This window comes from Conexibacter sp. JCM 18997, assembly GCF_055391915.1.
The window spans coordinates 4,318,216-4,339,076 of sequence record NZ_AP043885.1 but is presented as its reverse complement, the minus strand read 5'-3'; the positions used below and the strand labels follow the sequence as shown (position 1 = coordinate 4,339,076).

Sequence of the window (20,861 nt, the reverse complement as noted above, 5' to 3'; positions counted from 1 at the left end):
GAAGAATCCCGCGCCCATGCGCTCGCTCGTGACCCCTCGCCGCCTCGCGCTCGCCGCCGTGTTCGCGAGCCTGTGCGTGCCCGCCTCCGCCTCGGCCGCCGAGCAGCTCGTCGGTCTGACCGCCGACAACCAGCTGCTCCTGTTCCGCTCCGACTCGCCCGCGAACCTGCAGGGCGCCGTCACGGTGACCGGCCTGCAGACCGGCGAGACGCTGCTGGGCATCGGCTGGCAGCCCGCGCTCGGGCGCATCTACGCGATGGGCTCGACCAACCGCATGTACGTGGTCAACCCGGTCACGGGCGCCGCCACCGTGGTCAGCTCGACCCCCTTCAGCCCGCCGCTGAACGGCGACGCCTTCGCCTTCGCGCTGGACTCGTCGACCAACCAGGCGCGGTCGTACTCGACCTCCAGCCAGAACCTCCGCGTGTCGATCCTCACCGGCCAGACCGCCGGGGTCGACCAGGCCTACACCTACGACGCGACCGACGCGGGCACCGGCACCACCCCGGTGGTCACCGCGCTGGCCTACTCGCAGCCGCCGGCCGCCGGCGCGGGGCTGGCCGGCCTGTTCGGCATCGACAGCGCCCGTGACGCGCTGATCACCGCGCCCACCCAGCAGGCCACGATCCGCACGGTCGGCGAGCTCGGCGTGGCCACCGAGGGGCCGGCCGGCCTCACGCTGACCGCGGGCGGCACCGCGCTGGCCGCGCTGCGCACGACGACCGACGGCAACCCGCTGCTGTACAACGTCGACCTCTCGACCGGGAAGGCCACCGCGGTCTCCACCGACGAGGAGCGCGCGACGATCGCCTACCGCACCTCGTCCAGCGCCTCGGGCAACACCCCGATCATCTCGATGACCGCGCTCGGCGAAGTGCCCAACGACGAGAGCGACCCGCGGGTCGTCGTGGCCACCTCCAGCAGCCCCAAGGCGACCACGCTGCGCTCCAGCGGCCTGCCCTTCACGACGTCCTGCAACGAGGCCTGCTTCGTCTCGGGCGTGCTGACGGTCGGCAAGACCAAGCAGACCGCGGTCACCGGCTCGGTGCTGGCCAACGCCGGCTGGGTCAAGCTCACGGCCCGGCTGAGCTCGGCCACGAAGTCGGCGCTGAAGAAGGACCCGACCCAGGGCATCTCGCTGAAGGTCACGGTCACCGACGCCGCCGGCAACACGACGAGCAAGACCAGCAGCGGCAGCACCCGGGACTAGCCGGCGGTCGCCGACCGATACGCTGGTCGACGTGGCGGCGGAGCCCCGAAAGCACCAGACCCGTTCGCGGTCCAACCCCGGCGGCATGGACGTCCTGAAGGTGCTCGGCGCCGACGTCCTGCCCTTGACCGCGCGCAAGCCGAAGTGGTTCAAGGTGCCGCCCCCGGGCGGCGCGAAGTACCGCGAGCTGCGCGCGACGATGGAGGCCGAGAACCTTCACACCGTCTGCCAGGAAGCGGCCTGCCCGAACATCGGCGAGTGCTGGGAGCGCGGCACCGCGACGTTCATGATCCTCGGCGACACGTGCACCCGCCGCTGTGGCTTCTGCCACGTCAAGACGGGCAAGCCCACGTGGAACGACCCGCTGGAGCCCGCCCGCGTGGCCCGCTCGATCGCCCGCATGGGCCTGCGGCACGCGGTCATCACGAGCGTCGATCGCGACGATCTGCCCGACAAGGGCGCGCGCATCTGGGCCGCGACGATCCGCGAGTGCCGCCGCCAGGCGCCCAACTGCAAGGTCGAGGTGCTGACGCCCGACTTCCAGGGCCACGAGATGCCGCTGGCCACCGTCATCGCCCAGCGCCCGGACGTGTTCAACCACAACGTCGAGGTGGTCCCGCGCCTGTACCCGGTGGCGCGGCGCGGCTCGACCTGGCAGCGGTCGCTGCGCGTGCTGCGCAACGCCAAGGAGATGGGCGGCGCCGCGGTCACGACGAAGTCCGGCCTGATGGTCGGCCTGGGCGAGACGCACGAGGAGATGGTCGCCGCATTCGCCGACCTGCGCGAGGCCGGCGTGCAGGTGCTCACCGTCGGCCAGTACCTGCGCCCGACCGAGAACCACCTGCCGGTCGTGCGCTACTGGCACCCCGACGAGTTCCAGGCGCTGGAGGCCGCGGCCTACGCGCTCGGCTTCGATCACATCGCCGCCGGCCCGCTGGTGCGCTCCAGCTACCACGCCGATCAGCACATCCCGCAGGACCAGCCGGGCGTCGGTCCGCTGGCCGCAGCCCTGGGCTGAGGCACTAGATTTGACCGGGCGTTGTTCCCGGTCCAGGACGACACCCCGACCGACCGCCTGCCGCTGGTCACGCTGGCGCTGATCGCCGCGTCGGTGCTCGCGCTCGCGCTCACCGGCGGCCCGATCCTGCAGATCGTCCTCGTCGTCCTGTTCCTGTGGTTCTTCGCGCCGGCGGTCGAGGCCGCGTTCGGGCGCGGGCAGTTCCTGTCGTTCGTGGTGTCGGGCGGGGTCCTGGCCTTCGCCGCGCAGCTGGCCGACGACTCCACGCCGCGGATCGCGCTGGCCTGCGCGACGGGCCTGGTGGCCGCGATGATCGGCGCGCACCTGCGCCTGAACCCGCGCTCGCGCGTGATGAGCCTGGTGACGATCCCGTTCTTCTTCACGATCGTCGCGGTTCCGATCGTGATCCTGGCCGCGGCCTGGATCGCCTTGCAGGTGCTGGTCGGGGTCGCGCTGAACTGGGATGACGTGCCGGTCTTCGCCCAGGTCGCCTGCTGCATCTTCGGCGTGCTCTTCGCGCCGCTGCTGGCCCGCGCGGCGCGGCAGTCGGCGCCCGCGTCGTGAGGACGGCCATTCTCGTCGGGGTGCTCACGATGATCGTGGTCCTGGGCGGGCTGACGATCGCCGTGGTCGTGCGCAACGGCCCCGATCCCCTGACCGTCGTCTCGCTCCTCGTCCTGGCCCTCTTCGGCTTCGGCATCCTCGGCGCACTGCGGGAGCCGCCTCCGCCGCCATGAGAGCCGTCCGGGTCCTGTTCGCCGTCGCGGTCCTGGCCGCCGTCGTCGCGGTGGCCCTGCTCGTCGTGCGCCCGGCGCTGGACGACGACTCGGCCGAGCGCGTGGCCGGCTCGACGGGCTCGGACCTGCAGCAGGCGATCAACGGCCCGGTGGCGCCCGAGGTGATCGTCCGCCAGCCGCTGGACGTGGACCTCACGACGACGCTGGACCCCGTGCGCATCGACTTCTCCCACCCGCCGCGCAGCGGGCTGCTGTTCGACGTCGACACCGGCCAGGTGCTGTGGCGCCGCGATCCCGAGCGCGTGCTGCCGATCGCCAGCCTCACGAAGATGATGACCGCGGTCGTCGTGGCCCAGCACAGCGAGCCCGACGACCGCGTGCGCGTGACGAAGGAGGCGCTGGCCTACCAGGGGTCGGGCATCGGCCTGCTGCCCCGCGGCGGCAAGCTCGTGCCGCTGGAGACGATGCTCAACGGGATGCTGATCGTCTCGGGCAACGACGCGGCGATCGCGCTGTCCCAGCGCGTCGGCGGCACCCAGGGCCACTTCGTGAAGATGATGAACGACCAGGCCACCCAGATGGGCCTGCCCTGCTCGCGCTTCGCCCGTCCCGACGGCTATCAGGACGCGGGCAACCACTCCTGCGCCGCCGACCTGGCCGCGCTGGCCCGCGCCGTGCTCGACGAGCCGCGCCTGGCCCGCATCGTCGGCAAGCGGCGCGTCGTGCTGCCCTTCCCGATCAAGGGCGGCAAGCTGTGGCTGTCCTCCCACAACCCGCTGATCGTGGCCGGCTATCCCGGCGTCACCGGCATCAAGACGGGCTACACCGACGCCGCGGGCGAGTGCATCGTGGCCACCGCCACGCGCCACGGGCGGCGCCTGGGCGTGGTGCTGCTGGACTCGCCCGACATCGGCAAGCAGGCCACGCAGCTGCTCAACGCGGGCTTCCGCGCGACGCCCCGTTAGCGCGCGACGACGAGCGCCGTCACCAGCGACGTGGTGACGTAGACGAAGCGGCCGTCGGGCGTGGCCACCATCCCCTGCGGTCCGTACATGCCGGCCGCGGTCTTCGTGCAGCCGCGCGCGGTGCGGTTGCGGCTGTCGGGCGTGACCAGGCAGCCGGCGCGGCCGGGCAGGGCGCGCACGCCACCGGCCGCCTGCGCGAACGCAGACACGCCGTAGCTGACGTTGAACCCGTAGACGAACCGGCCCGACGCGACCACGCCGTCGACCGGCAGCTGCGTGCGGGTGCACCGGCGCCGCAGGGTCCTTCCCTGGGCCACGCAGCCCCGCCGCCCGGCGACCGCGGTCAGGGCCCCGGTGCCCCGCGCCCGCCGAAACGCGGTGACGGCGGCCGCGGATCCGGCCGCGAAGGCCGTGGTCCCGTCGGCGCTGAAGGCGACCGGTCCCGACAGCGGCCCCGGCGCCCGGCCGGTGGTCGACCGACCGAGCGCACCGGTGACCGCGTCGCGCTGGATCACCGCGACGCGCCCGCCGGTGACGTACAGCTGCGCGCCGTCGGGCGAGAGGGCCAGCCCCGACACGGCGCCGGTCAGCCCCGTCGGCGTCGCCCCGCCCAGGGGCGTCAGGACGCCGGTCGTCGCGTCGCGTCCGAAGGCCTGGACGGCACCGCCGCGGCTGGCCACGTAGACGAACGCGCCGTCGGCGCTGATGACCAGCGCGACCGGTTGCGGGATGCCCGTCGCCGCGCCGCAGGTCTCGTCGCCGGGCGCCAGCGCGCTGGCGATGGCCACCTGCTGCAGGCACCCGACCGCGCCGGGCAGCTGCGTCAGCGCGCCGGTGACCGGGTCGCGGGCGAACGTCGTCACCGAGCCGGCGATCAGCTGCGGGGACATCGCGGGGTACTGCCAACCGCTCGCGTAGACGAAGGCCCCGTCGGGGCTGACCGCCACGTCGGTGGCGCCGCTCAGGCCGCGGGCCGGCTGACAGGCGGCGCTGTGCGTCACCCCGGCGGCCTCCAGGCAGGGCGCCTGGGCGGTGTCCAGCGCGACGGCGCCGCTGAGCGGATCGCGCTGGACCACGGCCAGCGACCCGCCGAAGTCGGTCACGTACAGCTGGCGCGTGTCCGGCGCGAGCGCGACGCTGCTGCCGCCCAGGTCGGAGCTCGTGGCGCAGCCGACGAACGTGAGCGTCCAGAAGCCGACGCAGCCGCCGGGCGGACCCAGCGGCGCCAGCGACCCGGGCACCGCCGCCCCGGCTGCGGAGGGCGCCAGTGCGGCGATCCCAGCGATGAGGAGCGCGAGCGCGCCACGGCGGAGCACAGCGCGACTGTCGTCGCCGTGCCCCGCCGTGTCAACTTCACGCTGCGGTGATCAGGCGCCGCCCGGCTCGAGCTTGACCGTGATCGGCTCGAAGTCGGCTCCGGTCGTCTCGGCGTTCTCCTCGCCGAGCTTGGCCAGCGCCTTGGTCGTGTAGTCGTTGGTGTAGGCCAGGCCTTCGGGCTCCTTGGTCAGCACCGTCTCGCCGTCGGCGTTCTTCGTGTCGCTGGCCACCTTGACCGTCTGCGCCCACGCGTCGGCGTTGACCATGCCGATGCCGTCCTCCGAGGGCCAGATCAGCTTGTTGACCTCGTTCATCTGCCACAGCTGATGGCTGGCGCCGAGCTTGGAGCCGGCCTTGACGACCATGTCGCGGCACTCCTCCGGGTTGTCGCGGCAGTACATCCAGCCCTTGTAGCTGGCGGTCAGGAACTTGACCGTCTGGTCCTGGTAGGCCGGATCGTCGAGCTTCGGCGTGGACGCCCAGATCGCGTCCTGGAGCATCGCCGTGCCCTCGTCGTTCCAGTTGATCTTGTTGAAGTCGGCCTCGGTGTAGAGCTCGCCCGTGTCCGGGTTCTCGGCCTCCAGCACCTGGGCGTACTCGTTGTAGATCATGGCCTGCGCGGCGTCGATATCGCCCTTCAGCAGCGCCTGCATGTCGAACTGCTGCTGGACGAGCTCGTTGTCCTTGCCGGGCTGCAGGCCCGCCTTGGTCATGCCCGCGAACAGCTCGAACTCGTTGCCGAAGCCCCAGTTGCCCACCTTCTTGCCCTTCAGGTCCGCCGCCGTGGTGATGTTCTTGTCCTTGAAGGACACCTGCAGCGTGCCGGAGCGCTGGAACACCTGGCCGACGTCGGTGATCTCGGCGCCCTGCTCGCGCGACTGCAGCGCCTTGGGCACCCAGGCGATCGCGTAGTCGGCCTGACCCTGTGCGAGCACGGTCTGGGGCACGATGTCGGTGCCGCCCTCGAGGATCTCGACGTCGAGGCCCTCGTCCTTGTAGAAGCCCTTGTCGCGCGCGGCGATGTAGCCGGCGAACTGGGCCTGGGTGAACCACTGCAGCTGCAGCTTCACCTTGGTGAGCTCGGCGGGCGCGGTCGACGTGGCGCCCCCAGCGCTCGTCGATGCACTCGTCGTGGAACTGCCGCTGTCATCGCTGCCGCAAGCGGCCAGCGTGACGACGGATGCCGTCATGGCCACCGCGCAGAACGCGCGGCGCAGGAACGTGGTCATGTCCTCTCCGATGGGTGGTGGGTGTGTGGGACAGGCGTCCTTCTGCTCATGCCGCGCTGCGCCTCCAGGGCATGGCGATGCGTTCCGCCAGCAGCGCGACGAGATAGAAGATGAGACCCAGCACGATCGCCGCGACGACGATCGCCCAGGCGCGCGGGTAGGCCGAGGCGGCCGCGGCCGACGTGATCGCCGGACCCAGCCCCTTCTGCAGCCCGCCGAAGTACTCGGCCACGATCGCCGCGATCACCGCGGTGGACGCGGCGATCCGAAAGCCGGTGAAGAAGAACGGGAGCGCGCCGGGGATCCGCACGACGCGCAGGACCGCCCACGGGCTGGCGGCGTAGCTGCGCATCAGCTCGTCGTGGATCGGGTCGATCTGGCGCAGCCCCTTGAGCGTGTTCACGAACACCGGGAAGAACACGGCGATCAGCACGATCAGCCGGCGCGGGATCGACGAGGTCGACGCGAACATCGTGTTGAAGATCGGCGTCAGCGCGACGATCGGGATCGCCGCGACGGCCGCCGCCAGCGGCGTGAGCATCTGGTCGAAGAAGCGCAGGCGCGAGGCGATGATGGCCATCACCACGCCGAACAGCAGGCCCAGCGCCAGGCCGATGAGCGCGTTCTGGCCGGTGGCCCACGCCGCCTTGGCGATGATGTCGGTGTTGTCGCGCAGCTGATCCCAGATCGCGCTGGGCGCGGGCAGCAGGTAGGGCTTGACGTCGCGCGCCTTGACGAACCACTCCCACAGCGCCAGGAACACGACGCCGAACAGGACCGGCGGCCACAGGCCCGACCAGATCGCCCGGGCGCGGCTCACGCGCCGGTCCGCCCGCGCAGCGCCTCGCGCACGTCCTTGATCGCGGCGAAGAAGCGCTCGGCCTCGCGCACGTCCTCGTCGCGCGCGCCCAGAGGCACCGAGACGACCTCGGTGATGCGACCGGGCCGGGGCGACATGACGACGACGCGGTTGGACAGGAACACCGCCTCGGGGATCGAGTGGGTGACGAACACCACCGCCGCGCCGGTCTCCTGGGCGATGCGCAGCAGCTCGGTCTGCATGTGCTCGCGCGTCATCTCGTCCAGCGCGCCGAACGGCTCGTCCATCAGCAGCAGCGCGGGCCGGCGGGCCAGCGCACGGGCGATGGCCACGCGCTGCTGCATGCCGCCCGACAGCTGGCTGGGCCGGTGCTGGGCGAAGTCCGACAGGCCGACGAGCTCCAGCAGCTCGGTCGCGCGGGCGCGCCGGGCCGTCTTGTCCATGCCGCCCAGCGCCATCGGCAGCTCGATGTTGCCCTCGACCGTGCGCCACTCCAGCAGGCCGGCGGCCTGGAAGGCGAAGCCGTAGTCCTGGTCGCGGCGCGCCTGCGTCGGCGACTTGCCGTTGACCAGGACGGTGCCGACCGTCGGCGTCATCAGGTCGGCGATGATCCGCAGCAGCGTCGACTTGCCGCAGCCCGACGGGCCGATGAGCGAGACGAACTCGCCCGCGGCCACGGTCAGGTCGACGCCGGTCAGCGCCTCGACCTCGGTCTTCTCGGTCAGGAACGTCTTGCCCAGGCCGCTGATCTCGACGGCGGCGGGCGCCACGTCGACGGCGGTCAGGTCGGTCGGATCGGCGGTCAGGTCGCTCATGCGGTTGCTGTCCCTTCCGGCGTGTAGCGGCGCAACCCGATCTCCAGCAGGGAGATCAGGCCGACGGCGATCAGGCCCATCAGCGCGGCGCCGAGGATCGGCGCGTACACGCGCGCCGGATCGCCGGTGGCCAACTGTGCGTAGGAGATGATCAGGCGGCCGATGCCGCCGCGCAGGCCGGTGGAGATCTCGGCGACGATCGCGCCGATCACCGCCGCGGCCGCGGCCAGCTTCAGGGCCGGGATCAGGTACGGGACCGACGCGGGCAGCCGCAGCCGCACGAGCGTCTGCCACCAGGAGGCGGCCAGGCTGCTGAGCAGCTCGGTCTGCACCGGGGTGGGCGAGGCCAGCCCGCGCAACGCGCCGATGGCCACCGGGAAGAAGGCCAGGTAGGCGGAGATGACCGAGACCGACATCCACGGCCGCCACTCCAGGCCGAACAGGTGCAGGTTGCCGCCCCAGGCGAAGACCAGCGGCGCCAGCGCGACGAGCGGCACCGTCTGGCTGAGCACGATGTAGGGCAGGATGGCCCGCCGCACGATCGTGATGCGCTGCATGGCCAGGGCCAGCGCCAGGCCGACGAAGACGCCGACGGCGAAGCCCGCCGCGGCCAGCCGCAGCGAGTACCACACGGCGCTGAGCACCGAGCCGCCCACCTTCGAGCCGCTGGTGCCCACCTCGTACTGGCCGAACTCCTCGTAGACCGTCCACAGGTGCGGCATCGACGCGTCGTCGCTGCGCGGCAGCACGAGCGTGCCCCCGATCGAGACGCCGTCGTCGGGCATCAGCCACTTGTAGAGCTCCCACAGCCCGGCCAGGATCACCAGCGCCAGCAGCACCATCACCGCGGGCCTGATCTTCCGCCACAGAGATCCCACGGGGGCCCGCCTCCCTGCGGCAGAGCGTTTCCCGTCGCCACGGCCGCTGCTGGCCTGGGTCGGCACCCCTAGCGTCACAGGCGCGCGGCCTCCGGCACGTTGACCTGGGGCATGACCAGCTCGCCGTAGGAGGCCAGCGTCGCGTCCTTGGCGTCGTGCTGCAGGTACAGCGCGAACTGGTCGACGCCGAGCGCCTTGAGCTCGTTCAGGCGCGCGATCTGGTGCTCGGGCGGGCCGATCAGGCAGAAGCGGTCGATGATCTCGTCGGGCACGAACTCGGTGTGCGTGTTGCCGGCCTTGCCGTGCTGGTTGTAGTCGTAGCTCTCGCGCCCGGCGATGTAGTCGGTCAGCGCCGCGGGCACCGCACCGCTGTCGGTCCCGTAGCGCCCGACGATGTCGGCCACGTGGTTGCCGACCATCCCGCCGAACCAGCGGCACTGGTTGCGCGCGTGCTCGAGGTGCTCGTCGGTGCCGTCGGTCACGTAGGCCGGCGCGGCGACGCAGATCGTCACGTCGGCCGGATCGCGTCCGGCCGCCCTGGCCGCGTCCTTGACCGCCCTGATCGACCACTCGGTGATGGTCGGATCGGCCAGCTGGAGGATGAACCCGTCGCCGATCTCGCCGGTCAGCGCGAGCATCTTCGGGCCGTAGGCGGCCACCCACACGGGCAGGCGCGAGTGCGGGTTCCAGGGCAGGCGCAGCCGCGTGCCCTTGTAGTCGACGGTCTCCCCGCCGGCCAGGCCGCGGATGACGCCGATCGACTCGCGCATCTCGGAGATCTTCACCGGCGCGCCGTTGATCACGCGCACGGCGCTGTCGCCCCGCCCGATCCCGCAGATCGTGCGGTTGCCGTACATCTCGTTGAGCGTCGCGAACAGCGATGCGGTGACGGTCCAGTCGCGCGTGGCCGGGTTGGTGACCATCGGCCCGACGATCAGCTTGTGCGTCTCGTCGAGGATGCGGCTGTAGATGACGTAGGGCTCCTGCCAGAGCAGGTGGGAGTCGAACGTCCACGCGTGGCTGAAGCCGTACGTCTCGGCCCGCTTGCACAGGTCGATGACCCGCGCCGCGGGCGGGTCGTTCTGCAGGACGACACCGAAGTCCATCAGCGCTGCTCCAATCCGCCGGCGGCGACCAGGTCCAGCGTCTTGCCCACCGTCCGACCATAGGCCTCGATCGCCACCCGCAGGGCGTCCTCGGGCGAGTCCTCGATCTTCGTGTGCGACAGCGGCGGGTCGGACTGGGCGAAGATCATCACCGTCGGCACCAGGCGCCCCACCTCGGTGGCGTCGTGCAGCGGACCGGAGGGGATCGGCGGTCCTTCGCCCCCACCGGACTCGTCGACCGAGTCGATCGCGAACTGCACCAGCTGGGGATGAAACGGCGTCGGCGTGGCCCCGAAGATGCGCACGGGATCGACCTCGCAGTCGAACGTGGCCGCCGCCTTCGTGCAGGCCTCCAGGCACTCGGCCAGCATCGCGGCCAGCGCGTCGGCCTCGAGGTGGCGCAGGTCGAGCATCATCTCGGTGACGCCCGCGATCGCCGTGATCACGCCCGGCTCGGAGCGCATCGAGCCGACCGTGGTGACGCCGCCGTGCCGGATGCCCACCTCGCGGATCTCCAGCGCCGCCGTGGCCGCCGCCGCGAGCGTGTCGCGGCGCAGGTGCATCGGCGTGGAGCCCGCGTGCGCGGCCTGGCCGGTGAACGTGATCAGGTAGCGCTCGTCGCCGAACGTCCCGCTGACCGCGCTGGCCAGCCGACCGGTGTCCAGCAGGACCGGGCCCTGCTCGATGTGCAGCTCCAGGTAGGCCCGGGCGCCGCCCAGGCGGTTGCCGGCGGCGGCCGCGTGGTCGAGGTCGACGTCGCAGTCGGCCAGCGCGTCCTGGAGGCGCTGGTCCCCCGCGTCGACCAGGTCGCGGACCGCGTCGGGGTCGAGCGTCTGGGCCACCGCGCTGGAGCCCAGCAGCGAGCGGCCGAAGCGCGCGCCCTCCTCGTCGGCCCAGTCGACCAGCCGCACGGTCACGGGCGGGCCCGCTTCGCTGGCGGCCAGCGCCCGCAGCACCCCGAGCGCAGCGAACACGCCCAGCGCCCCGTCCAGCCAGCCGCCCTCGGGCACGGCGTCGACGTGCGAGCCGACGATCACGAAGCCGGCGTCGTCGTTGGCGCCGCGGAGCTCGGCCCAGATGTTGCCGGCCTCGTCGCGGTCGATCGTGACCGGCAGCTCGCCGAGCTTGCCCAGCAGGAACTCGCGCGCCTTGAGCCAGTCCGCGCTCCAGGCCAGGCGGCGCGCGCCGTCCGGGCCGCCGGTCAGCTCGGCCAGCTCGCGCAGGTCGGCCAGGACGTGGTCGACATCGACGATCAGCTCGCTCATGACGCTGCGACCGGCGTCTTGATCGCGCTGCGCTCCACGAACTTCCCGTGGCCCGGCGCGGTCTTGATCTCGCCCTGGTCGTAGACCAGCGTCCCGCGGCAGTAGGTGTGGCGCACCGAGCCGCTGGCCGTCTCGCCCTCGTACAGGTCGTAGTCGACGTTCATGAACGAGTTGTCCACGCCGTAGGCGCGCGGCGCGTTGGGGTCGAACACCGCGATGTCGGCGTCCTTGCCCGGCGCGATCGCCCCCTTGCTGTCCAGGCCGAACCGCGCGGCGATCGCCGTCGAGGTCAGCTCGACCAGCTGGGCCGGCGTGATGCGTCCCGCGGCGACGCCCTCGTCCCACAACTTGGCCAGCCGGTGCTGGATGACCGGCAGGCCGTTGGGCACCAGGCTGAAGTCGTGGTGGCCGCGGGCCTTCTGCTCGCTGTTGAACGGGCAGTGGTCGGTGGAGATCGACTCCAGCACGCCGCGGCGCAGGTACTGCCACAGCGGCTCCTGGTTGACCGCGTCGCGCAGCGGCGGCGAGCAGATGTAGCGCTGGCCGACGCCGTCGCCCTTGCGCAGGTCGTCGATCGTGTTGACCAGGTACTGCGTGCAGGTCTCGCCGGTGACCTTGGCGCCGCGCTGCTGGGCGGCCTCGATCTCCGCCGCCGCCCTCGCGCAGGTCACGTGGACGACGAACAGCGTCGCGCCGGTGTGCTCGGCGATCCGCGCCGCGCGGCCGGTGGCCTCGGCCTCGACGAACTCGGGGCGGGTCAGCGCGTGGTAGATCGCGTCCGTGTGGCCCGCGGCCAGCGTGCGGCGCACGAACAGGTCGACGAGGTCGCCGTTCTCGGCGTGGATCATGATCAGGCCGCCGAGGTCGCGGGCCCGCTCCATCGTGGCCGCCAACGCGTCGTCGCGCGTCATCAGCTCGCCCTTGTAGGCCATGAACAGCTTGAAGCTGGTCACGCCCGCGTCGACCATCGTGGCCATGTCGGCGATCGTCGGCTCGTTGGCGTTGGTGATCGCCATGTGGAAGCCGTAGTCGACGTGCGCGGCGCCGGCCGCGCGGCCCTGCCACTCCTCCAGGGCCGACGTCAGGTTGTCGGGCTCGCGCTGGATGGCGAAGTCGACGAGACACGTGACGCCGCCGGCGGCGGCGGCCTGCGTGCCGGTGTCGTAGTCGTCGGAGGACATCATCCCCATGAACGGCATCGACAGGTGCGTGTGGTTGTCGATCAGGCCCGGCAGCAGCAGGCAGCCGCTGACGTCGACGATCTCGGCGCCGTCGGGCGCGGTCACGCTGCCCACCGCCGCGATCTGCTCGCCGACGATCAGGACGTCTGCATCGACCTCGCCATCGGCGGAGACGACTCGTCCTCCCTGCAGCAGGGTCACGGAATCGCTCATGGGGTCCTCCCCTCGTCGTGGTCGCAAAGCAGCATCATCGAGCACGACGGCGGTCTCTTGCAGCGGTGCAGCGCAAGTGGGGCATCCTCGCCCGTCTGGTGATGGTCTGGCTATCGCACCTTTGTCAGGTCTGACGGGCCCGTCGTTGTACGACAGGTCCAGTCACGTAAGCTCCCGACTGGCCAGTCAGCCAAGACCGAGGAGACCCCGGGTGGACCTGAACGACACGCCCGAGCAAGCCGCGTACCGCGCCCAGGTACGTGAGTGGCTCGAGCAGCACCGCGACGAGGCGCCGTCGGCGCGCAACACCGACGAGTCCGAGGAGCAGGCCTACCTGGCCGCCCGGCGCGCCTGGCAGGGACAGCTCGCCGAGGGCGGGCTGGCGGGCGTCGTCTGGCCCAAGGAGCTCGGCGGCCAGGGCCTGGGCCCGATCGAGCAGGTGATCGTCAACCAGGAGCTGGGCGCCGCCGGCGTCCCCGGGATCCTCGACGTGATCGGCGTCGGCATGCTCGGCCCGACGATCATCGCCCACGGCAGCGACGAGCAGAAGGCGCGCTACCTGGGGCCGATGCTCCACGGTGACGAGGTCTGGTGCCAGCTGTTCTCCGAGCCCGCCGCGGGCTCCGACCTGGCCGGCGTGCAGGCGCGCGCCAAGCTCAACGACGACGGCACCTGGACGCTCAACGGCCAGAAGGTGTGGACGACGAACGCCCAGTTCGCCGCCTACGGCCTGCTGCTGGCCCGCACCGACGCCGACGTGCCCAAGCACAAGGGCCTGTCGATGTTCATCGTCGACATGGGCGCCCCCGGCGTGACCACGCGCGGCCTGCGCCAGATCTCCGGCGAGGCCGAGTTCAACGAGGTCTTCTTCGACGACGTCACGCTGCCCGGCGACGCCGTCGTCGGCGGGGTCGGCAACGGCTGGGGCACCGCGCTGACCACGCTGATGTTCGAGCGCCTGACCATCGGCCTGGGCTCCGAGGCGCTCGGCTATCGCGCCGACCGCTTCGCCAAGCCGATCGCCGATGACCCGGCGGCGCGGATGGACCCGGACGTGCGCAAGCGCCTGGGCGAGATCGCCGCCGACCTGCTGGCGCTGCGCTTCACCTCCTACCGCACGCTGACCGCGCTGCAGAGCGGCCAGATCCCCGGCCCCGAAGCGGCGCTGGCCAAGGTCACCACGGTCAACGGGGCGATCGCCGCCACCGACCTGATCGCCGACGTGATCGGGCCCGAGGCGCTGGACGAGTCCAGCGAGTGGGCCTACGCGATCTCCTTCCTGCCCGGCCTGAAGTCGGCCGGCGGCACCGAGGAGATCCTGCGCAACACGGTGGGCGAGCGCGTGCTCGGCCTGCCGCCGGAGCCGCGCCTGGACAAGGGCATCCCCTTCTCCGAACTGCGCGCCAAGGAACGGGAGGCAGCCGTATGAACCTTTCACTGAGCGACGAGCAGGAGTTCCTGCGCGAGGCCGCCCGCGGCACGCTCGCGCGGACCGACACCGTCGAGGCCGCCCGCGGTGCGCTGGAGGGCGGCGAGCTGCCCGACCTGTGGCCCACGGCCTGCGAGGCCGGCTGGCCCGGCCTGCTGGTGTCCGAAGACCACGGCGGCGCCGGCCTGGCCCCGTTCGACGCGATGCTCGTGATGGGCGAGACCGGTCGCGTGCTGGCGCCGGTGCCGCTGCTCGGCCACCTGGTGGCCTCGTGGCTGCTCGATCGCGGCAACTACGCCGACATCGAGGCCATCGCCTCGGGCGAGAAGCGCGCCGCGTTCGTCGGCGCGATGCCGCCCGGCGATCTCGACGCCGCCTGGACGTGGGAGCCCAAGAGCGGCAAGACCCGTCCCCCGGCCGGAGGCGACACGGCCCACTGGGTCGTCGACGCACCCGGCGCCGACGTGTTCGTCGTCGTGGGGAGCGGTGGCGCGGTGACGGTCATCGAGGGCGGCGCGGTCGAGACGGCCACCCGCTACGACGCCACGCGCGCGCTCGGCCACGTGTCGTTCGCCGCGGGCACCTCGACGGGTCTGGAGGTCGAGCCCTCCGACGCCGCGTCGGCCTGGCATCTGGCCCAGGCGCTGATCGCCGCGGAGTCGATCGGCACGGTCGAGACCTGCCTGGACCTGGCCCTGGCCTACGCCAAGGAGCGCTTCACGTTCGGCCGGGCGATCGGCTCCTACCAGGCGGTCAAGCACAGCCTGGTGGAGATCCTGCGCCTGATGGAGAACGGCCGCTCGCTGCTGTACTACGCCGGGTGGGCCGGCGAGTCCAAGCCGGAGGAGTTCGCGCTGGCCGCGAGCGCCGCCCGCTCGGCCGCCGGCCGCGCGCTGGACGCCTCGACCCGCATCAACATCGCCGTCCACGGCGGCATCGGGGCGACCTGGGAGCACGACGCGCCGCTGTACTTCCGGCGCGCGCAGCTGTCGCGGCGGCTGCTGGGCGGGACCGGAGCGGCCACGGATCGCGTCGCCGCGGAGGTGCTCGCTTCGGTGGCGTAGTGCCGTGGCGTAGGGTTTGCGCGTGACCTGCGCGCAGATCGCGGCCCCGCTGGCCGCCCGCATCGATGAGCTCGCACCCGGCGCCCGCCGGGTGCGCATCCGCTTCTGGGACGGAAGCGAGATCCCCTCCGCCGACGGCGACCCGGACGTCCCCGCGGTCATCCTGCGCTCGCCGCGGGCGCTCTCGCACGTCGCCTGGCGCCCCGGCGAGATGGGCATCGCCCGCGCCTGGGTGTCCGGCGAGGTCGACGTCGATGGCGACATCGAGCAGGTCCTCAGCCTGCGCAACAACTTCGAGGGCATGGACCTCGGGCCGCGCGAGCTGGCGCTCGTCGTCAAGACGGCGCGCAAGCTGGGCGCGCTGCGGGGCGGCAAGCCGCCGATCCCCGCGGCCGAGTTCCGCAAGGAGGGCCGGCTGCACTCGGTCGGCCGCGACAAGGTGGCCATCCGCCACCACTACGACGTCTCCAACGAGTTCTACCGGCTGGTCCTGGGGCCGACGATGGTCTACTCGTGCGCCTACTTCGCCGACCCCTCCGAGAGCGTCGACGTGGCCCAGGAGCGCAAGCTCGAGCTGATCTGCCGCAAGCTGCGCCTGACCGAGGGCGAGCGCTTCCTCGACGTCGGCTGCGGCTGGGGCTCGCTGGTCATGCACGCGGCCAAGGAGCACGGCGTGCAGGCCGTCGGCGTGACGATCTCCGACGCCCAGGCCGAGCTGGCCCGCGAGCGCGTGCGCGAGGCGGGGCTGTCGGACCGCGTCGAGATCCGCGTGGCCGACTACCGCGAGGTGGCCGACGGGCCGTACGACAAGATCGCCTCGGTCGGCATGTACGAGCACGTCGGGCGCGCCGAGCTGGGCGGCTACTTCGAGCACGTGCGCGGGCTGCTGCGCCCCGGCGGGCTGTTCCTCAACCACGGCATCTCGCGCGTCGCGCCGCACGTCAAGCGCAAGCCGTGGGCCAGCGACGCGACGTTCCTGTCGCGCTACGTCTTCCCCGACGGCGAGCTGTCGCTGCTGGGGACGGTCGTCGAGGCGGCCGAGCGGGCCGGCTTCGAGACGCGCGACGACGAGACGCTGCGCGAGCACTACGCGCTGACGCTGCGCGAGTGGGTGCGCAACCTGGCCGCCCATCGCGAGCGCGTGATCGAGATCGCCGGCCAGGACCGCGAGCACGTGTGGCGCCTGTACATGACCGGGGCGGCGCTGGCCTTCGAGTCCGGCGAGATCGGCGTGCACCAGACGCTGTTCGCCAACCCGGGCGCGCCGCACGGGCTCCCGCTGATCCGCAAGGGCCTCCTGCCCCACGCCTGGCAGGCCTCGGGCGACGCCTGACCGTCGCGTCGTGGGCGACGCCGTCCGCGCCTTCCGCGTCGCCCGCCAGGGGCTGGCCGGCGACGGGTCGCCATCGGCGCAGGACGTGCTGGCCGTCTGGGCCGTGCAGGACTCACCCCCGGGCGCGGCCGCGACGGCGCTGGCCGCGCGCGGCGTCGCGGTCGACGGCCGCTGGCTAGACCGCGCCTGCTTCGAGATGCGCGACGCGGTCGCGCTCTACAACGCGCGCACGGCGACGGCGGTGGTGCCCGCTTCGGAGGTGGCCGCGTTCGCCACCGCGCTGCATCCGGGAACGGACGAACGGGCGCTTCAGGAGATCCTCGGCGGCGCGCTGCGCGAGAGCGACCGCTCCCCGGTCGAGGCCGCCGCGCTGGGCGTCGCGGCGATCGCCGACGCGCTCGACGGCGTCGCGCTCAGCCGCGACGACCTGCACGAGCAGCTGCGCCGGCGGCTGCCCGCCGACCTGCTGCCCTGGTGTCCGGGCTGCGAGAGCCACCACGCGCGCCGGGGCCTGCTGGTGCTGGCCGGGCTCGAGGGCCGGCTGTGCCTGGCCGGACGGGCGGGCCGCCAGCCCGCGTTCGCGCGCACCGACCAGCTCGTGGGGTTCCGGGCGCCCGCGCGGCGGACGGCGCAGGCCGAGCTGGTGCGCCGCTACCTGTCGCGCTACGGCCCCTCCACGCCGAAGGAGCTGGCGGCCTGGGCGGGGATCGCCCCGGCGCACGCCGCGACGCTGTGGGATCAGGTCCCCGCCGACGAGCTGTCGCCGGTCGGTCAGGCCTGGGTGCTGCGCGCGGACGTTCGCACCGTCAAGCGCCCACCCGCGGCCCACGGCGTGCGCCTGCTCGGACCCGGCGACCCGCTGCTGCTCGGGCGCGACCGCCAGGCGCTGGTGCCCGACGAGGCGGTGCGCAAGCGGCTGTGGTCGCCGATCCCGACGACCGGGCTGGTGCTGGTCGACGGCGAGCCCGCCGCAACCTGGAAGGCGCGCAAGCAGGGCCGGCGCCTGACGCTGACCCTCGATGCGTTCGCCGCGGTGCCGGGCCCGCCGCTGGCCGAACAGGCCGAGCGGCTGGCCGCGGCACGCGGCTGCACGGCGGCCCAGATCAGCCGACGATGAAGCCGGTCTGCTGGACCGCCTTGAGGATCTCGTCCTTCGTCTTGGGCTCGTCGAACGGTCCGTTGGGCGTGATCCCGCCCTTGCCGCGCGGATCGTCCTGCTGGGCCAGCATCGCGATGCCGGCGCGGTGGCTGGCCTCGACGGTGAGGATCGACCCGGCAACCCCGAGGATGCTCGGCGTCTTGATGTTCCCGGCCTGACCGAGGTAGGCCGAGACGCCCGTGTTCTCCAGGACGTAGGCCGTCTTCAGGAACGCGCCCGGATCGCTGGTCGTGCCCTTGAAGTCGAACTTCGGCTCCGAGACGGCGGCCGAGCCCAGCGCCTGCTGCAGCGTCTGGACGTGGGTCGTCTCGTCGGCGGCCAGCAGCACGGCCATCCGCTGGACGTTGCCCGACAGCGCCTGGCTGGCGGCCGCGCGCCGGTAGAAGTCGGCCTCCAGGTACTCGAGTGTGAGCGCGAAGTTCAGGATGTCGATGTCGCTCTGCGGAACGTCGGCGGCGATGGCGCTGGGCGCCAGCACGCCGAGCAGCGATCCGCCGGCGACGAGCCCGGCACCGGCCAGGCCGGCTCGCCGGAAGAACTGCGCTCGATCGATCCCGGCCTTCTCGGCGGTCTCGGCGATCGCCCCGTCGGCGTCGAATGCGGTCAGGTCAACGTGGTCGCGCGGCATGTGAGTGCGTGCGCCTCCCCTAGGTCGTTGGCACGTCCCAGGTTCTGTCGGGGCCCGCGGCCGAGCGGATCAGGTTCTCGCGCGACCTGGCGCGTCGCCGGTCACGCGATGGCCGGCGCGACGCCGTCGCCGCCCACCGACTTGGCCGCGTACATGGCCAGGTCGGCCGCGGCCAGCAGGGTCTGGGCGTCCGGCGCGTCGGGCGGGATCGGCGCCACACCGATGCTGGCCGTCGTGCGCAGCTCGTCATCGCCGAAGTCGACGGCCAGGTCGCGGATCGTCGCGCACAGGTTCTCGGCGACGGCCAGCGCGGCGGCGGGGTCGACCGAGGCCAGCAGCACGGCGAACTCGTCGCCCCCGATGCGCGCGACGGCGTCGCTCTCGCGCAGCCGGGTGCGGACCGCCCGCGCGACGCCGCGGATCAGCGCGTCGCCGCCCTGGTGGCCGTAGGTGTCGTTGACGCGCTTGAGGCCGTCGAGATCGAACAGCAGCAGCGCGGTGGACGCCCCGTGCCGGCGCGCACGGCCGATCTCGCGGCGCAGCTCCTCCTCGAAGCGACGGCGGTTCCACAGCCCGCTGAGCGGATCGTGGTCGGCCAGGTGCTGCAGCGTGTCCTGCATGCGCTTGCGCTCGCCGATGTCCTGGATCTGGGAGATGTAGCCCTGTGGGGCGCCGTCGGCGTCGCGCAGCATCGACACCGACAGCTGGGTCCAGACGCGCCCGCCGTCCGGGGCCAGGTAGCGCTTCTCCATGGCGTAGTGCGGGATCTCGCCCGCGGTCAGGCGGCGCAGGTGGTCGAGGTCGATGTTCAGGTCCTCGGGATCGGTCAGCTCCTGGAACGAGGTGTCCAGCAGCGCGTCGGCCGAGCGCTCGAGGATGTCGCACAGGGCGGTGTTGACGCGGGTGAACCGGCCGCCGAGATCGACGAGCGCCATCCCGATCGGGGCGTCGTCGAAGGCCAGGCGGAAGCGCTCCTGCGCGTCGCGCTCGGCGCCCTCGGCCGCGACCTGGACGCTGACGTCGCGGGTGGAGGCGTGCAGCTCGGGCTGGCCGTCGCGACCGGTCCCGGCGACCCGCCGGGCGACCGTCTCGACCCAGATCCAGCGGCCGTCGCGATGGGCCATGCGGTAGCGCGCCGTGCGCGGCTGCTCGTCGGCGACCAGCCCGGCCAGCGCGGCGGTCGTGTGCGCGTGGTCATCCGGGTGGATCAGCTCGAAGGCCGAGCGCCCGACGACCTCGACCGCGGCCCAGCCCAGCACCGCGGTGACGGCGGGCGAGGCGTACAGGTAGGTCGCGTCGAGCGTGTGGCGGGAGATCATGTCGGTGGCGTTCTCGGCCAGCAGGCGGAACTCGCGCTCGGAGCGCTCCAGCGCCTCGCGGCCGCTCATCTGCTCGCTGATGTCGCGCACCACGGCGACGGCGCCGGCCACGTCCCCGGACACGCGCAGCGGCAGGAACTCGGTGCGGTAGACCACGCGGCCCGGGCCGTCGGGCGCCTCCAGCGTGGACGTGCCGCCGGCCAGGGCGATCCGATAGTGCGGCTCGTAGACCGAGAACTGCGGGCCGAGCACCTCGGGCAGCGGCCGGCCGACGATCGCGTCGGGCTCCCAGCCCCGCGACTCCAGCGCCGTGCCGCACACGAACCGCAGCACGAGGTGGGGGTCGACGACGACGACCGCGGTGTCAGGCATCGACGCGAGCACGGCCAGCAGGAGCCGCTGTGGCTCGGTCACCGGGGGCGTGGGGTCGGGGGGCGATGCGGGCATGGAGGCGAGACCCGGCTGGTTTGACGGGTTCGTGGTAGATCGGCGGCTTCCTGCGTGTCATTGAGCGGACAGTCGAATTGGCGCGTCGCGACTCTTAGGGCGCCCTAATGCTTCTTGCTAGCCTGATGCGGGTCGATGGTCGTCCTAACGACGCTGCTGCCCAGGGCTTGCGCCTTTGCTGAGACATCCGATCTCATCGCCGGTCTCGGCCTGCCCGTCGCGCCGGTTGACCAGGAGAGCTGGTTCGGCATCCACGAGCCGCTCGAGGACGAGGCCCTGCTGGCGCTCCTGCTGGCCCGGGTGAGCGCCTTCGGCGACGTCGCCGATCCGCTCGCCGCCTACCTCGCGCGCCACACGGCGCTGGTCACCGACGCGATGGACCACGCCGTTCGGCGCCTCGGCGCCGTGCCGTCGCTCGACGACGCCCAACTGCGCTTCGGCGCCCGCGGCCTCCCGGAGGCGCTCGCGCTCAGCCCGGCGGGCTGGCTGATCGGGGGCGACCGCGCGACGCTGGCCGAGATCGCGGCCGAGCGCCTGGACGAGCACCTCGCGCAGCTGCGGCCCCACATCGGCCCCGGCTGACGCGGCGATGGAGCCAAGGGGGATCGAACCCCTGACCTCCTGCTTGCAAAGCAGGCGCTCTCCCAGCTGAGCTATGGCCCCGCGACGGCGAGTGTAGCCAGCACGGGCACGTGTGAGGAGCAGGAAGCGCGGAGAGGCGCCCCCTG

Annotated in this window: 20 protein-coding genes and 1 tRNA gene; 10 read left to right on the top strand and 11 right to left on the bottom strand. The window is 72.6% G+C overall.

Going from position 1 to position 20,861, the window contains the following annotated elements; translation table 11 throughout:
• Positions 1 to 28 precede the first annotated feature (28 nt).
• The 5 genes from ACZ5UI_RS21840 (at position 29) to ACZ5UI_RS21820 (ending at position 3,930) form a co-directional block, all read left to right on the top strand.
• A complete protein-coding gene (locus ACZ5UI_RS21840; protein ID WP_464190992.1) occupies positions 29 to 1,210 on the top strand; it encodes a DUF4394 domain-containing protein in 1,182 nt (393 codons plus the stop codon).
• Between the two features lie 85 nt (positions 1,211 to 1,295).
• A complete protein-coding gene (gene lipA, locus ACZ5UI_RS21835; protein ID WP_464190990.1) occupies positions 1,296 to 2,228 on the top strand; it encodes a lipoyl synthase in 933 nt (310 codons plus the stop codon).
• Positions 2,229 to 2,249: 21 nt separating this feature from the next.
• Complete coding sequence (locus tag ACZ5UI_RS21830) at positions 2,250 to 2,792, top strand: rhomboid family intramembrane serine protease (protein WP_464190988.1); 543 nt, start codon at positions 2,250 to 2,252, stop codon at positions 2,790 to 2,792.
• Positions 2,789 to 2,965: a hypothetical protein gene (locus ACZ5UI_RS21825; RefSeq protein ID WP_464190986.1), complete on the top strand. Its 177-nt coding sequence runs from the start codon at positions 2,789 to 2,791 to the stop codon at positions 2,963 to 2,965. Before ACZ5UI_RS21830 ends, ACZ5UI_RS21825 begins: the two co-directional genes overlap by 4 nt.
• A complete protein-coding gene (locus ACZ5UI_RS21820) occupies positions 2,962 to 3,930 on the top strand; it encodes a D-alanyl-D-alanine carboxypeptidase family protein (RefSeq protein WP_464190984.1) in 969 nt (322 codons plus the stop codon). The genes ACZ5UI_RS21825 and ACZ5UI_RS21820 overlap by 4 nt, the downstream gene beginning before the upstream one ends.
• On the opposite strand, the gene ACZ5UI_RS21815 is transcribed toward ACZ5UI_RS21820, so the two are convergent.
• The 8 genes from ACZ5UI_RS21815 to hydA form a co-directional block, all read right to left on the bottom strand.
• Positions 3,927 to 5,246, bottom strand: a complete 1,320-nt coding sequence (locus tag ACZ5UI_RS21815) for a lactonase family protein (RefSeq protein WP_464190982.1) — start codon at positions 5,244 to 5,246, stop codon at positions 3,927 to 3,929. The genes ACZ5UI_RS21820 and ACZ5UI_RS21815 overlap by 4 nt on opposite strands.
• A 51-nt stretch (positions 5,247 to 5,297) precedes the next feature.
• The gene (locus ACZ5UI_RS21810; RefSeq protein WP_464190980.1) at positions 5,298 to 6,476 is read right to left on the bottom strand and encodes an ABC transporter substrate-binding protein; all 1,179 of its coding nucleotides are present in this window, start codon (positions 6,474 to 6,476) and stop codon (positions 5,298 to 5,300) included.
• Between the two features lie 46 nt (positions 6,477 to 6,522).
• A complete protein-coding gene (locus tag ACZ5UI_RS21805; protein WP_464190978.1) occupies positions 6,523 to 7,296 on the bottom strand; it encodes an ABC transporter permease in 774 nt (257 codons plus the stop codon).
• On the bottom strand, positions 7,293 to 8,111 hold the full coding sequence (locus tag ACZ5UI_RS21800; protein ID WP_464190975.1) for an ABC transporter ATP-binding protein: 819 nt from the start codon (positions 8,109 to 8,111) through the stop codon (positions 7,293 to 7,295). The genes ACZ5UI_RS21805 and ACZ5UI_RS21800 overlap by 4 nt, the downstream gene beginning before the upstream one ends.
• The gene (locus ACZ5UI_RS21795) at positions 8,108 to 8,953 is read right to left on the bottom strand and encodes an ABC transporter permease (RefSeq protein WP_464197856.1); all 846 of its coding nucleotides are present in this window, start codon (positions 8,951 to 8,953) and stop codon (positions 8,108 to 8,110) included. Before ACZ5UI_RS21795 ends, ACZ5UI_RS21800 begins: the two co-directional genes overlap by 4 nt.
• A 110-nt stretch (positions 8,954 to 9,063) precedes the next feature.
• Complete coding sequence (locus tag ACZ5UI_RS21790) at positions 9,064 to 10,095, bottom strand: TIGR03842 family LLM class F420-dependent oxidoreductase (RefSeq protein WP_464190973.1); 1,032 nt, start codon at positions 10,093 to 10,095, stop codon at positions 9,064 to 9,066.
• Positions 10,095 to 11,360, bottom strand: a complete 1,266-nt coding sequence (locus ACZ5UI_RS21785) for a hydantoinase/carbamoylase family amidase (RefSeq protein WP_464190971.1) — start codon at positions 11,358 to 11,360, stop codon at positions 10,095 to 10,097. The genes ACZ5UI_RS21790 and ACZ5UI_RS21785 overlap by 1 nt, the downstream gene beginning before the upstream one ends.
• Positions 11,357 to 12,754 carry a dihydropyrimidinase gene (hydA, locus tag ACZ5UI_RS21780; RefSeq protein ID WP_464190969.1) on the bottom strand — a complete coding sequence of 466 codons (1,398 nt, stop codon included), beginning with the start codon at positions 12,752 to 12,754 and terminating at the stop codon, positions 11,357 to 11,359. Before hydA ends, ACZ5UI_RS21785 begins: the two co-directional genes overlap by 4 nt.
• Positions 12,755 to 12,965: 211 nt before the next feature.
• Here hydA and ACZ5UI_RS21775 point away from each other — a divergent pair, with 211 nt between their 5' ends.
• The 4 genes from ACZ5UI_RS21775 to ACZ5UI_RS21760 are packed head-to-tail and all read left to right on the top strand — an operon-like array spanning position 12,966 to position 17,697.
• Positions 12,966 to 14,183, top strand: coding sequence for an acyl-CoA dehydrogenase family protein (locus ACZ5UI_RS21775; RefSeq protein ID WP_464190967.1), 1,218 nt, complete (start codon positions 12,966 to 12,968; stop codon positions 14,181 to 14,183).
• Positions 14,180 to 15,247 carry an acyl-CoA dehydrogenase family protein gene (locus ACZ5UI_RS21770; protein ID WP_464190965.1) on the top strand — a complete coding sequence of 356 codons (1,068 nt, stop codon included), beginning with the start codon at positions 14,180 to 14,182 and terminating at the stop codon, positions 15,245 to 15,247. The genes ACZ5UI_RS21775 and ACZ5UI_RS21770 overlap by 4 nt, the downstream gene beginning before the upstream one ends.
• Positions 15,248 to 15,269: 22 nt before the next feature.
• The gene (locus ACZ5UI_RS21765; protein ID WP_464190963.1) at positions 15,270 to 16,580 is read left to right on the top strand and encodes a class I SAM-dependent methyltransferase; all 1,311 of its coding nucleotides are present in this window, start codon (positions 15,270 to 15,272) and stop codon (positions 16,578 to 16,580) included.
• Positions 16,581 to 16,590: 10 nt separating this feature from the next.
• Positions 16,591 to 17,697, top strand: coding sequence for a DNA glycosylase AlkZ-like family protein (locus ACZ5UI_RS21760; RefSeq protein WP_464190961.1), 1,107 nt, complete (start codon positions 16,591 to 16,593; stop codon positions 17,695 to 17,697).
• Here ACZ5UI_RS21760 and ACZ5UI_RS21755 read toward each other — a convergent pair.
• Together ACZ5UI_RS21755 and ACZ5UI_RS21750 are read right to left on the bottom strand one after the other, a co-directional pair.
• Complete coding sequence (locus ACZ5UI_RS21755) at positions 17,684 to 18,367, bottom strand: ferritin-like domain-containing protein (RefSeq protein WP_464190959.1); 684 nt, start codon at positions 18,365 to 18,367, stop codon at positions 17,684 to 17,686. The genes ACZ5UI_RS21760 and ACZ5UI_RS21755 overlap by 14 nt on opposite strands.
• 101 nt (positions 18,368 to 18,468) lie before the next feature.
• A complete protein-coding gene (locus ACZ5UI_RS21750) occupies positions 18,469 to 20,133 on the bottom strand; it encodes a PAS domain S-box protein (RefSeq protein ID WP_464190956.1) in 1,665 nt (554 codons plus the stop codon).
• A 135-nt stretch (positions 20,134 to 20,268) separates the two neighbouring features.
• Between ACZ5UI_RS21750 and ACZ5UI_RS21745 the strand changes: the two genes are divergently transcribed.
• Positions 20,269 to 20,715, top strand: coding sequence for a hypothetical protein (locus tag ACZ5UI_RS21745; protein WP_464190954.1), 447 nt, complete (start codon positions 20,269 to 20,271; stop codon positions 20,713 to 20,715).
• 8 nt (positions 20,716 to 20,723) lie between these two features.
• Here ACZ5UI_RS21745 and ACZ5UI_RS21740 read toward each other — a convergent pair.
• A tRNA-Ala gene (locus tag ACZ5UI_RS21740) sits at positions 20,724 to 20,796 on the bottom strand.
• Between the last annotated feature and the right edge of the window lie 65 nt (positions 20,797 to 20,861).